Genomic DNA, 12920 nt, shown 5'->3' on the forward strand with positions numbered 1-12920 from the left:
CCTTCCGCGCGGAGCGTCACACCCTTCGTCGAAACGGTAATCTCTAATCACACTCCGGGCGAAGGCCCGGCGCTCCGCCCAGCCCTCCAGACTTCGCTGCGATCGCGCGAAGGCGCCGTCGCACGTCCAAACATCCCAATTCACCCGGCCCAGAATCGCGCCTACAAACGGACCATGGCCACGCTTCGCCCCGACACGCTGGCGACCTCGCTCGCGCGCATCTTCGAAGGTCGCATGGTCGACCGGGCCAGCTGGTTCGCGCTGACCGGCGGTGAGCCGCTGTTCACCGAGGGCGATCCGGCCGACACCCTGTATCTAGTCCGCTCCGGCCGTCTGGGCGTGTTTCGAATGGAGGCGGATCAGCCGCCGCACATGTTGGGCGTGGTCAAGGCGGGCGAGCCGGTGGGCGAAATGGCCATGCTGGCCGGCACGCCGCACACCGCCACCGTCGTCGCCCTGAGGGACAGCGAGATTCTGGCCCTGCCGCGCGAAGCCTTCTTCGAGGCCGCCCGCACCGAGCCGGACCTGATGGTCGAGCTGTCGCGGTTGATGATCCACCGCGCCCGCGAACGCACCGCCGGCGCATCCGAGCCCAGCGTCTTCGGCTTCGTCTCGGCCCGTCCCCGCCCCATCCGCGCCTTTGTCGAACGCATCGCCGCCGCCATCCAGGCCATGGGGTTCACCTGTCAGGTCATAGACCAGTCGGCCCTGGCCTCGGCGTCCGAATGGTTCAGCAGGGTGGAGGGCGACCACGACTATGTCCTCTATGTCGCCGAACAGGATCAGCCCGCCTGGGCCAGCCTGTGCGCGCGTCAGGTGGACCGGATGTTCATCGTCGGCAGCGGCCTTCTGGCGCCGCCGTCCGCCGTGCCGCGCCGCCAGGGCTTCGGCGACGGCCGCCGCCTGACCGACCTGATCCTGCTGCGCGATCCGCGCATGCATCACCCCGCCAACACGCGCGTCTGGCTGGATGCGCTACAGCCCGATCGCTGGTTCCATTGCGTCGAAGGCCTGGCCACAGACGCCGAGCGCATCGCCCGCGTCGTCACCGGCACGGCGGTCGGACTGGTTCTGTCCGGCGGGGGCGCGCGAGCCTATTGCCACATCGGCGCGATCAGAGCCCTGGAAGAGGCAAAGGTGCCCATCGACTTCGCGGGCGGCGCCTCCATGGGCGCGGTCGTCGCCGCCGGCCCGGCCCTGGGCTGGTCCTACGAGCGGCTGGATTTCGAGATTCGGCGCGCCTTCGTCGAGTCCGATCCGCTGTCGGACCTGGCCGTGCCGATCATCGCCATGTCCCGCGCCCGCAAGGTCGCCCGTCTGCTGGAACAGGCTTACGGCGACATCGACCTGGCGGACCTGGCCCTGCCCTTCTTCGCCGTCTCCTCGAACCTGACCTCGGGCCGGATCGAGGCGCATCGCACGGGCCTGATGCGGCGGGCCATGCGCGCCTCCATCGCCATTCCCGGCGTCCTGCCGCCGGTCGTCATGGACGGTCAGGTGCTGGTGGACGGGGCCGTGCTGAAGAACTTCCCCACTAGCGTGATGCGTCAACTGAACAGCGGCCCGATCATCGGTGTGGACATGTCCCAGACGCGCGGCGTCGATCCCCAGGCGCTGGAGAATCCGCCGTCCTGGTGGAAATGGGTCCTGTCCGGAGCCTGGAAGGCCGGCCCGCCCATCGTCTCGATCCTGATGCGCTCGGCCACAATCACCACCGACGTCGAGATGACACAGTCGCGCGCCGACGCCGACGTCCTGATCCTGCCCCAGGTCGCCGGCAGCGATATTCGCGACTGGAAGACCTACGACGGCCCCGTCGCCATCGGCTACGAGGCGACAAAGGCGGCGCTCGCCGACCTTGCCTGCCCCGTCACCCAGATGCGCCACTGCCCCAGCGCGCCCCCGGCGCCCTCACCCGCCCCTTAAAGCGGCGCGCAGGCCCGCTTCAGCCAGTCCAGCGCCTCGCCATCCATCAACGGGCCGACCTTGGCCAGCGTTTCGGCGTGATAGGCGTCGACATAGGCCCGCTCGTCCGGCGTCAGCATCTCGACCGAAATCAGCTTGCGGTCGATCGGCGCGAACGTCAGCTGCTCGAACCCGTGCATCGGCCGCTCGCCGCCCTCGGGGACCACCGCCGGCGTCACCACCTGCAGGGTCTCGATGCGGATGCCCCAATGGCCTTCGCGATAATAGCCGGGCTCGTTGGACAGGATCATCCCTTCCAGCAGCGGCTGGGACGTGCCCCATTTCGCGATCCGCTGCGGCCCCTCATGGACCCCCAGATAGCTGCCGACGCCGTGGCCCGTGCCGTGATCGTAATCCAGCCCCGCCGCCCACATCGGAGCCCGCGCAATGGCGTCCAGCGCCATGCCGCTGGTCCCCGCCGGGAAACGGATCGTCGCCATGGCGATATGCGCCTTCAGCACCAGCGTGAACTTGTGGCGCTGATCTTCGCTCGGTTCGCCCACCGCCATGGTGCGGGTCACATCGGTCGTGCCGTCCAGATACTGACCGCCGCCGTCCACCAGCAGCAGCGAGCCCTTCTCGACCTTGCGAATGCTGGCGCCCACCGGCTTGTAATGCGGCAAGGCCCCGTTCGGCCCGGCCCCGGCGATGGTGTCGAAACTCAGGTCCTTCAGCGCCCCGGTCTGCTCGCGGAATCGCTCCAGCGCCTCGACCACCTCGCGCTCGTCCGGCAGCGTCTCCTGCACCACCGTATCGACCCAGTGCAGGAACCGGCTCAGCGCCGCCCCGTCGCGGATATGCGCCTGGCGGCTGCCCTCGATCTCCACCGCATTCTTGGCTGCGCGGGGAATGGCGCAGGGATCCATCGCCCGCACCACCGTCGCGCCTGCCGCGTCCAGCCGGTCGAAATACCAGGCCGAGGAAAGCGACGGATCGATCATGACCTTTTGGCCCGAAAGCCCGTCCAGCGCCGCCGGCAGCTGCTCGGTCGCCTCGATGCGGACATCGTCGCCCAGCCAGCCCGGCAAAGCATTTGTCACCTTGGCCGGGTCCAGGAACAGCCGCGCCTTGCCGTCCGCCGCCAGGATGGCCTGGCCGATCGGAAGAGGCGACCGGATCACGTCACCGCCGCGCACATTGAACAGCCAGGCGATCGACATCGGCGCCGTCAGCACCACCGCGTCTGCGCCGGCGTCCGCCACGGCCTTGCCGATCCGCGCCCGCTTGGATGCATGGCTCTCGCCGGAATAGGCGTCCTCATGCGGCACGACCGGCGCCGTCGGCTGGGCCGGACGATCGGCGCCCCACGCCATATCCAGCGGATTGGCGTCCACGGGCTTCAGGGTGGCCCCCGCCTTCTGCGCCGCCGCCTTCAGGCCGACGAGAGCATCCGGGCTGTGCAGACGCGGATCATAACCGATCACCGCCCCCTTCGCCGCCGTCTCAAGATAGGCCGCCACGTCATTGAGGTCGCGCCGCTCGAAGAGGGCCGGATCGGTCTGGGCCTTCACCTGAACGGTGTAGCGACCGTCGGTGAACATGCTGCCCCGATCCTGAAACACCACCGCCGCCCCGGCCGAGCCGGTGAAGCCGGTCGCCCAGGCCAGACGCTCATTGGCGTCCGGCAGATATTCGTTCTGATGCTCGTCCTCATGGGGGATCAGAAACCCGTCCAATCCCTGCTCGGCCATTTCGGCGCGCAGCAGCGGCAGATGTTTGGCCCCAAAGGAAGGGTCGGTCGTCTCGTCGAAAGTCTGGCGCATGATCGATCCTCAGTCCTTGCGCAGTTGCAGGGCGCTCCAGGCGTCGTGATGGATGGTCTGTTCGACCGTGAAGCCCAGCGGCAGATAGGCCTCCAGCACCCGCTCCTCCTGCGTGCGCAGCAGGCCCGACAGGATCGCGACCCCGCCGCTCTTCAGCGCGGCCCCGATCTCGGGCGCCAGATGCACCAGCGGCGCGGCCAGGATGTTGGCGAACACCAGGTCATATGGCTGGTGCTGGGCGATGCGCGGATCGCTGAGACCATCGGCGAAATAGAAGTCGCACTTGGCCTCGTTGATCTCGGCGTTCTCATTGGCGATCCGGGCCGAGGGCTCGTCGATGTCGGTGCCGACGGCGATAGGCGTGCCCGTCTTGGCCGCCGCGATCGCCAGCACGCCCGTACCGCAACCGACGTCCAGCACCTTCTCAAAGCTTTCGGTCTCCAGCAGCTTGTCGAACGCCTCCAGGCAGCCGACCGTGGTGCCATGGTGGCCCGTGCCGAATGCGGCGCCGGCGTCGATCTTCAGCGTGACGCGGCCCTCGGGCACCTTGCCCTGATCGTGCGCGCCATAGACGAAGAACCGTCCGGCCTCGACTGGCGGCAGCCCCGACAGCGACATGGCCAGCCAGTCGGCGTCCGCCAGCTTCTCCACCAGCACCGTCACCGGATAGCCCGCCAGCACCGCCTTCAGCCCCTCGACCTCGTCATCGGTCGTGGGAAAGGCGTCGATGCGCCAGACGTCGTTGTCCTCGTCCTCTTCCAGGATCGAATAGGTCGCGCCTTCCAGCCGCGGATCGGCGTCGACGGCCTCTGCGGCGGCCTCTGCGGCGGCGCGCGGGCCACGTGCGATTATCTGAAGTGCGGACTCGGACATTTTTCAAACACCGGTAATATGGCGAATCGTAGCGATCCGGTGCTGAACGCCCGTCGCCGCCGCGTTTTTATCAAACCGAGGGGTCGGGGAATACATGGCCAAGTCACCGTCTACGTCTAAACCAGCGTCGCCAAAGCCGGCGACCGCCGCTTCCAAGCCTAAAGCCGCGCCGAAGTCGAGCGCCGTGAAGACCGCCGCCGAGAAAACCGCTGCGCCCAAGGCTGCAGCAAAGCCGGCAGCCGCTGCGCCGAAGGCCGCCGCCGCCAAGGCAGTCGCGCCCAAGGCCGCGGCGCCCAAAACCGCCGCCCCCAAGGCCGCCGCCCCCAAGGCCGCCGCTAAGCCGGTGGCCAAGGCCGCAGCCAAGCCGAAACCCGCCCCTGCCCCCAAGGCTGCTGCACCCAAACCGGCCGCCGTCAAGGCGGCAGTGAAGGCCGCGGCTCCGAAAGCGGCCGCGCCCAAGGCGATGGCGACCAAGCCCGCAGCGACCAAAACTGCTGCGCCCAAGGCCGCCGCTTCGAAACCCGCCGCCGCCCCGAAGGCTGCGCCTGTCGCCAAGCCGGCCACAGCGGCGCCCAAGCCTGCTGAACCCGTCGCCGCGCCCAAGCCTGCCGCCACCCCTGCACCCGCGGCGGCGTCCGCGCCTACGCCGGCTCCTGCTCCCAAGCCGGTCGAAGCCCCCAAGCCGGCGCCGGTGCCGGCTCCCGCCGCCAAGCCCGAGGAAAAGGGCTTCTTCGCCAAGTTGGGCGACATGATCTTCGGCAAGCGCTGATCGCACTTTTTCTCTAATCCAGCAGATCGCCGGACGGCACGCCCGTCCGGCGATTTTCGTTGTGATCGTCTCAGTGAAAGTCGCGCGATCCAGGCAGGATACGGACATCGCGCGGATGTCGACCGGTCGGGCTGCGCGGCGCTTGCGGGTATTTCACCGCATCCGCCCGCGACAGTTCGACCTGTAGATCATAGTCTTCAGATAGCCGGCGCAACTCGGCCGAGCGGTCCACGACTTTTCGCACCATGATGTGCAGCACACCCTCGGCGCTTTTCTCAACCGTGCCCTCCACCTCCATCAGTCGCGCGGCCATCACCTCGCGCCGGAAGGTCTCGAACAGTCGTGCCCAGATCAGCGCATTCACCACCCCTGTTTCATCCTCCATCGTCACGAAAATGGCGTTGCCCGTGCCCGGTCTTTGTCGAACCAGCACGACCCCTGCCGCACGCACCAGACGACCATGCTTTTGGGCCATGACTTCGGCGGCGCTGAGTACGCGCTCGGCGCGGAACATCGGACGCAAGATCTGCATTGGATGCCCCTTCAGCGACAAACGCGTCGTCTGATAGTCGGTGGCGATATGCTCCTTGAGCGGCATCATCGGCAGGTTCGCCGCCGCCTCTTCTCCCAGTTCTCTCGCCCGCGCCGCCTGAAACAACGGCAGCGGCTCATCGTCGGGCAATCGCCTGACCGCCCACAGCCCCTCGCGTCGATCCAGTCCCATCGACCGAAACGCGTCCGCATCCGCCAGCTTACGCATCGCTGCGGATTCTACACCTGTCCGTCGCGCCATCTCCTCCACGTCCATGAAGGGCGTATCGCGCGCCGCGACGATCCGGTTCGCCCAGGCCTGATTGAACCCGTCGATCTGGCGCATCCCCAAGCGCAGAGCCATACCGCGCTCGCCCTGCTCAAGCGTATTGTCCCAGACGCTGTGATTTACATCGATCGGCCGCACCTCGACCTTCTGCGGACTATCCTGTGCATCCCTCACCAATTGCGCCGGCGCATAGAATCCCATCGGCTGGCTGTTCAGCAGCGCACAGGCGAACACCGCCGGATGGTGGCATTTGATCCAGGACGAGATGTAGACCAGCCGGGCGAACGAAATGGCGTGGCTCTCGGGAAAGCCGTAGGAGCCAAACCCCTTGATCTGTTCGTAGCACCGCTCCGCAAAGGCCGGATCATAGCCGCGCGCGACCATGCCCTTGACCATGAGTTGCCCGAAATAGTTCAGGTTTCCGTCGCCTCTGAAGGTCCCCATGGCCTTGCGCATGCCGTTGGCCTGTTTGTCGTTAAAGCCGGCCGCGACCATGGCGACCTTCATCGCCTGCTCCTGAAAAAGCGGCACGCCCAATGTCACCTTCAGCACGTCTTTCAACTCATCGGGATGGCCATATCCTGCGCCAGGCGATGGATAGTCGACGGTTTCCAGCCCTTGTCGTCGTCTCAAATAGGGGTGGACCATATTGCCCTGGATCGGTCCCGGCCGAACGATCGCCACCTGAATGGCAAGGTCATAGAACCGCTCCGGCTTCAGCCTTGGCAGCATGTTGATCTGCGCCCGGCTCTCCACCTGAAAGACGCCGATGGACCGCCCCTCCTGCAACATCTTGTAGGTCGGCTCGTCGGCGTCTGGGACCGTGTTTAGCTTTAATTCCTGCCTATTGTGTTCAAGCAGCAGATCGAACGCCTTGTGGATACAGGTCAGCATTCCCAGCGCTAGGACATCGACCTTCATCAAGCGCAGCGCGTCGATGTCGTCCTTGTCCCATTCGATAAAGGTCCGATCCGGCATGGCCGCATTGCCAATGGGAACCAGTTCATCCAGTCGATCCTGGGTCAGGACAAAGCCGCCGACGTGCTGAGACAAATGCCGAGGAAACTCCAGCAGCCGCCGGGTCATGGCGATAGCGCGCGTTAAGGTCGGATTGCCGATCTCAAGCCCGGCCTGCTCCACATGACGATCCGGGATATCCGATCCGAAACTGCCCCACTGGCTTCCCGCCAGACGCGCCGTGACGTCTTCGGTCAACCCCATCACCTTTCCGACTTCGCGAATGGCGCTGCGCGGGCGATAGCGGATCACGGTTGCGGCTATACCGGCGCGGTGGCGACCATATCTCGAATAGATGTGCTGGATGACCTCCTCACGCCGTTCATGTTCGAAATCGACATCGATGTCGGGCGGCTCATTTCGGTCCGACGACAGGAAGCGTTCGAACAACACATTGTGCACACTGGGATCGACCGAGGTGATCCCAAGAACGTAACAGACGGCCGAGTTCGCCGCCGAACCTCGTCCCTGACACAGGATGCGCTGGTCATCCGCAAATCTGACGATGTCGTGGATTGTCAGGAAATAATGGGCCAGCCTTTCCTTTGAGATGAAGGCTAGCTCTTTTTTCAGAAGGTCTCGCACCTTGACCGGCACCCCATCCGAATATTTTCGGGTTTCATAGGTCGCCACCAACGAAACCAGACGATCCTGCGCTGTCATGCCGGGCGGTACAGGCTCTTCCGGATAGTTGTAGGTGAGTTGGCCAAGATCGAACCCCACCCGCGCCAGGAAGTCCTGTGTCTCGGCTATCGCCTCGGGCGCGTCGGCGAACAGGCGGCTCATCTCTGCGGTCGGTTTCAGGTGGCGTTCTGCGTTCTGATCCAGACGGCGACCTGCCGCCTCCAGGGTCACGCCCTCACGGATACAGCTCACGACATCCTGCAAGTCTCGCTGTTCCACGTCGTGATAGAGGACATCATTGACCGCCAGCAGGGGCGTTCCGGTCTCTGCGCCAAGCGCCTTCAACCTCGCCAGCCTTCGGCGGTCGTCGCCCATTCGGTGCATCGTGGCGCCCAGCCAGACAGCACCTGGAGCAGCCTCGTTCACCTGACGGAGCAAGGATTCCAATCCCTGCGTTCGACGCGGCGGCATGACGATCAGCAGCAAGCCTTCAGGCGCTCGCAACAGATCGCCTAGACCCAGCTCGCACTGCCCCTTCTTTGCCCTGCGATTACCAAGCGTCAGCAGGCGACACAGACGACCCCAGCCCTGCCGATCTTCGGGATAGGCCAGGATGTCCGGCGTCCCGTCGTTGAACCGCAGCCGTGCACCCAGGATCAGCTTGAAGGCCTCGGCCCGCGCCTTGATTGTCTCCGGGTCGAGATCGACCGGGAACTTGTCCTCCACGAGTATCGTCTCGCCGGGACCGCCGCCCTGACGCACCTTGTCCGGCGGCGACCAGCCGTCTTGGCGCAGGGTCTTCAACGCACTCCATGCCCGCACCACCCCGGCCAGGGTGTTGCGGTCGGACAACCCCATGCCTGTATGTCCCCGCAGGATCGCGCTCAGCACCAGATGCTTTGGATGCGACGCCCCTTCCAGGAAGGAGAAGTTGCTGCGCGTCGCCAACTCGGCATAGGCGGTCATGCGAAAACGCCATGCAGGAACCAGCGTGGCGCCGGCTCCTCGCCATAAAAACCCGAACGGAACAGCCAGAAGCGCCGCCCCTCCTGGTCCTCGACCCGATAATAATCCCGCGTGGCCTCCAGCGGCCCATGCAATCTGCGCCACCATTCGGGCGCGATCCGTTCGGGTCCCTCGACCCGGACGAGACGATGATCCACTCGACGCCAGATGAAACGGTTCGGCGGATGGTCGGGCACCTCCGCCGTGGCGAGGATCGGTTGGGGCGGGTCGAACATCTGCAAGGGACGCAGCGGCGGGTCCACAGGATCAGGCTCGGGCCAATTGACCTGTTCGCCGGATGGCAGGGCCGCAGGAGTCAGTCGAACCGCGCGTTCGGGCCAGTGAGACTCCACAAGTTCGAACCGTCTAACAGCCTCGGGCCCCAGGCGCGCCGTCAAGCGATCCACGAGACGGCCCAGATCCTCGGCGCCCGGCGGGGTGTGCTCGAAGCCGCCCTGACGCGAAGCCAGTCGATCAGTGACAGGCGCCGAAAGGCGCAGCTGATCAAACCCGAACCCTGGATCCAGCGGCTTGGCCAGCGCCGCCAATCTTTCCCGAAACAGACGCAGAACACCGGAAGCGTCCCGGCTCGGTCGCCCCGTTCGGACGGTGATATGGCGCACCTCCCCATCGATACGAAAGAAGCTGACACGAAAGGCGCGCCCGCCCTGACCGCGCAAATCCAACTGATCCATCACCTCGAGGAGCAGATCGCCGATGACGGCTTCGACATCGATCATTTCCGTGATCGGTTCGACCAGGATCCGGCTCACGGCGATCATCATGACCGGCCGTTGGGGTCTTATCCGCGTATCCTCACGCCCCAGGACGCGGTTCAGCCGGGTCGCCGCCACTGCGCCAAAGCGGGCGGCGATGGGTGCCGTGGGTCGATCGTCCAGATGCGCCATGGTCTTCAGCCCGGCGCGCGACAGGGCCTGCGTCTCCTTGTCCGAAAGCTCCAAGGCCGCGACGGGAAGACGACGCAGAGCCTGACGCTGGTTGGCACCCTCGTAAATCCCACCGCTTCCAAACCGCCCCAACGCACGCGCCGCTTCCGGCGTGCCGGCCATGGCCAGCCGCACCGCCAGACCGACGCGACGCGCCCGCGCCTCGACGGCCTGCATCATTCCCAACTCGCCTCCAAACAAGTGGGCGCAACCGGTCACATCAAGCGCCAGGCCATCCAGACCGTCCGTCGCCGCCATCGGCGTGAACCGGCCGAAATCCAGCAGAACGCGCTTCAACAGCGCCGCATCCGCTTCGGGACGATGCACGACCACGCGAAGATCCGGCGCCCTGGCTCGCGCGTCCGCCAGCGTCATTCCAGCAGACAGTCCCATCTCCAACGCCTCCCGATTTGCGGCTGCCAGCCGCAGCGCGCCCTTCACCTTCTCGACCAGCACGCTCGCCGGCTCAGCCGAAGCGTCGGATCGCCCCTCCTCGCGCCGCTGCCGATCTGTCGACAACAGAGGAAACCAGACCGACAGGTAGCGCCGGTCGTTGCGCGTGTTGATGTCCGACATTGCGCCCACCCTGTTCGAAAACTCCGCGCTCACGATCCCATTCCATGGTCCAGGCCTTCGGCGGCGCGCCCGACCGATGCCGCAACAACTCGATCCCATAGTTCGGACGGCCGGGAGCATCCGCCTCCAAGGCTTGGGACAAGGCTGCGCGAACGCGCCAGCGGGTCTCGGCTGCGCTGGGTTGGGGTTGAGCCGCCAGTCGGGTCAGGATCGCCGTCGCCCGCCCCTGCCCCGCCGCCATGGACAGACGTCGCGTCGCCGTCAGGCTTAGGACCCGGCTTTCGCCCCAGGTCGTAAGCAGCACCGCACCCGCTGCGCCGCATGATAGAGCCTCCTCACCCGCCGCCAGTAGGTCCTTGGCTTCCTTGACGCTCACCAAGATCACTCGTCCGGGATCCAAACCCAGTTCGCGCAATCCGGGTCCGTAAATCTGACCGGTCTCCAGCCCGGCCATGGCCTGGATGCCCCACACCAATGGTCGATCCTTCGAGGCCCGCTGAAAAAGACCCAAGGCAAACCCCAAAGCGGCCGTCGCATCCGGCGTCGTCGCCGCATAGATTTCGTGCAGACTATGGCTCGAAAGCCCGCCGATGTGACGGTCCGCTTGTGCGTGACCCAAGTCAAAGCGGTCGGCGTCGGTCGGATGACCGTCCGTTTCCATCGCCCTCAGGCGCTGACGCAATGCCTCGATACCGCGGTCGGACCGCACAACAGTTCTCCTTTTGTTCTCTTATATGCCGCTCGCCCCACCCTCGGAGTCAAGCGCAAGCAACCTTGGCCATGGGAATTTATTCCGGCGCGCTCTGGCGGCCGAATACCGAGAATACTTGACTTTGACGCAGGGACTTCTATATCGCCCCCAGCCTCGGGACAGGTCTGCGATCCGCGCCGCCCGCTCGCCCAAAGAGGGGCGGTTCCGTCGCTGCTATGCACGCAGACGCTTTCTCTCCCAAGGATTCATGACCGAATTTTCCCAACTGGGCCTTTCGCCCACGACCCTTCAGGCCGTCGCCGACACCGGCTACACGACCGCTACGCCCATTCAGGAACAGGCGATCCCCGTCGCCCTCGCCGGACGTGATGTTCTGGGCATCGCCCAGACCGGCACCGGCAAGACCGCCGCCTTCACCCTGCCCCTGGTCGATCGCCTGTCCACCGGCCGCGCCCGCGCCCGTATGCCGCGCGCCATCGTCCTGGCGCCGACCCGCGAACTGGCCGACCAGGTCGCCGAGAGCTTCGCCAAATACGCCAAGGGCACCAAACTGAGCTGGGTGCTGCTGATTGGTGGCGTCTCCATGGGCGACCAGGTTGCGGCGCTGAACAAGGGCGTCGACGTCCTGATCGCCACGCCCGGCCGCCTGCTGGATCTGTTCGAACGCGGCAAGATGCTGCTGACCGGCGTCGAGATCATGGTCGTCGACGAGGCCGACCGGATGCTCGACATGGGCTTCATCCCCGACATCGAGCGCATTTTCAAACTTACGCCGCCCCGTCGCCAGACCCTGTTCTTCTCGGCCACCATGCCGCCGGAGATCACGCGCCTGACGACCGCCTTCCTCAAGGATCCGACCCGGATCGAGGCCTCGCGTCCGGCGATGACCGCCGACACCATCACCCAATATATCGTCCGTATCCCGACCTCGGACCCCAAGGCGAAGCGGACCGCCCTGCGCGCCTTGGTCGGCCGTGAGGACGTGCGTAACGGCATCGTCTTCTGCAATCGCAAATCCGAAGTCGATATCGTCGCCAAGTCGCTGAAGACCCACGGCTTCGACGCCGCGCCGATCCACGGCGACCTGGATCAGTCGCACCGGATGAAGACCCTGGCGGACTTCCGGTCGGGCGCGTTGAAAATCCTGGTGGCCTCCGACGTCGCCGCGCGCGGCCTGGATATCCCGGACGTCAGCCACGTCTTCAACTACGACGTCTCGCACCACGCTGACGACTACGTCCACCGCATCGGCCGCACCGGCCGCGCCGGCAAGCTGGGCCAGGCCTTCATGATCGTGACCCCGGCCGACGACAAGTCGCTGGATAAGGTGCTGAAGCTGATCAAGAAGGACCCGGAAGAGCTGTTTCTGGACGGCATCGATTTCGCCGCCATCAAGGACGGCCCACGCCGCGACGACAAACGCTCGGGCGAACGCGGTCGCAGCCGGTCGCGCACCAGCAGCGCGCCCACCCCGTCCGCCGAGCCTGTCGACATCGCCCCCGTCACCGCCGTGCCTTCGTCTCAGGCGGCCGAGGCGCCCCGCAGCCGCAGCCGCCGCAAGGCCCGCCCCGAGACGCCGGTCGAAGTTGTGGCTCCCGTCGCCGCCGCAATCGAAGCGGAGCCGACCATCGAACCCGTCGAAACGGCCCGCGCCCCGCGTGCCGAGCGCGCAGACCGCGAGCCGCACCTACTGCAATCCGATCGTCGCGGCGATCGCAAGGCCGACAAGAGCGACACGCAGCGCCAGGGCGTGCGTGGCTTCGGCGACGACATCCCCGCCTTCCTGCGTCGGCCCGTCGTTATCCGCGCCTGATTTCGTACACAACGGCGCGGTGAAACGCTGCGCCGT

General features: G+C 66.0%; 8 protein-coding genes. 3 read left to right on the plus strand and 5 right to left on the minus strand.

Going from position 1 to position 12920, the window contains the following annotated elements; translation table 11 throughout:
• The first annotated feature begins 174 nt into the window (after positions 1–174).
• Complete coding sequence (locus BVE01S_RS05900; protein WP_066625435.1) at positions 175–1926, plus strand: patatin-like phospholipase family protein; 1752 nt, start codon at positions 175–177, stop codon at positions 1924–1926.
• On the opposite strand, the gene BVE01S_RS05905 is transcribed toward BVE01S_RS05900, so the two are convergent.
• Together BVE01S_RS05905 and BVE01S_RS05910 are read right to left on the minus strand one after the other, a co-directional pair.
• The gene (locus BVE01S_RS05905; protein WP_066625438.1) at positions 1923–3728 is read right to left on the minus strand and encodes an aminopeptidase P family protein; all 1806 of its coding nucleotides are present in this window, start codon (positions 3726–3728) and stop codon (positions 1923–1925) included. The genes BVE01S_RS05900 and BVE01S_RS05905 overlap by 4 nt on opposite strands.
• A gap of 9 nt (positions 3729–3737) precedes the next feature.
• Positions 3738–4601, minus strand: a complete 864-nt coding sequence (locus tag BVE01S_RS05910) for a 50S ribosomal protein L11 methyltransferase (protein WP_066625442.1) — start codon at positions 4599–4601, stop codon at positions 3738–3740.
• Between the two features lie 184 nt (positions 4602–4785).
• On the opposite strand from BVE01S_RS05910, the gene BVE01S_RS16745 reads away from it, so the two are divergent.
• Complete coding sequence (locus tag BVE01S_RS16745) at positions 4786–5370, plus strand: histone (protein WP_088582843.1); 585 nt, start codon at positions 4786–4788, stop codon at positions 5368–5370.
• A 70-nt stretch (positions 5371–5440) separates the two neighbouring features.
• On the opposite strand, the gene BVE01S_RS05925 is transcribed toward BVE01S_RS16745, so the two are convergent.
• Genes BVE01S_RS05925 through BVE01S_RS16750 form a run of 3 tightly spaced genes read right to left on the minus strand, consistent with a single transcriptional unit; the run spans position 5441 to position 11068 of the window.
• Positions 5441–8797, minus strand: a complete 3357-nt coding sequence (locus BVE01S_RS05925) for an error-prone DNA polymerase (protein ID WP_066625450.1) — start codon at positions 8795–8797, stop codon at positions 5441–5443.
• The gene (locus tag BVE01S_RS05930) at positions 8794–10359 is read right to left on the minus strand and encodes a Y-family DNA polymerase (protein WP_066625452.1); all 1566 of its coding nucleotides are present in this window, start codon (positions 10357–10359) and stop codon (positions 8794–8796) included. The genes BVE01S_RS05925 and BVE01S_RS05930 overlap by 4 nt, the downstream gene beginning before the upstream one ends.
• Positions 10250–11068, minus strand: coding sequence for an ImuA family protein (locus BVE01S_RS16750; protein WP_146112060.1), 819 nt, complete (start codon positions 11066–11068; stop codon positions 10250–10252). The genes BVE01S_RS05930 and BVE01S_RS16750 overlap by 110 nt, the downstream gene beginning before the upstream one ends.
• Before the next feature lie 250 nt (positions 11069–11318).
• Between BVE01S_RS16750 and BVE01S_RS05935 the strand changes: the two genes are divergently transcribed.
• Positions 11319–12884, plus strand: coding sequence for a DEAD/DEAH box helicase (locus BVE01S_RS05935; RefSeq protein WP_066625454.1), 1566 nt, complete (start codon positions 11319–11321; stop codon positions 12882–12884).
• Positions 12885–12920: the final 36 nt, after the last annotated feature.

Origin of the sequence: Brevundimonas vesicularis NBRC 12165, assembly GCF_001592205.1 — a bacterium.
GTDB classification, from domain to species: Bacteria; Pseudomonadota; Alphaproteobacteria; order Caulobacterales; family Caulobacteraceae; genus Brevundimonas; species Brevundimonas vesicularis.

Excerpts from the sequence above, each read along its gene's own strand:
- BVE01S_RS05900 (WP_066625435.1), top strand. The coding sequence starts at position 175 with ATGGCCACGCTTCGCCCCGACACGCTGGCGACCTCGCTCGCGCGCATC.
- BVE01S_RS05905 (WP_066625438.1), bottom strand. The coding sequence starts at position 3,728 with ATGCGCCAGACTTTCGACGAGACGACCGACCCTTCCTTTGGGGCCAAA.
- BVE01S_RS05910 (WP_066625442.1), bottom strand. The coding sequence starts at position 4,601 with ATGTCCGAGTCCGCACTTCAGATAATCGCACGTGGCCCGCGCGCCGCC.
- BVE01S_RS05925 (WP_066625450.1), bottom strand. The coding sequence starts at position 8,797 with ATGACCGCCTATGCCGAGTTGGCGACGCGCAGCAACTTCTCCTTCCTG.
- BVE01S_RS05930 (WP_066625452.1), bottom strand. The coding sequence starts at position 10,359 with ATGTCGGACATCAACACGCGCAACGACCGGCGCTACCTGTCGGTCTGG.
- BVE01S_RS05935 (WP_066625454.1), top strand. The coding sequence starts at position 11,319 with ATGACCGAATTTTCCCAACTGGGCCTTTCGCCCACGACCCTTCAGGCC.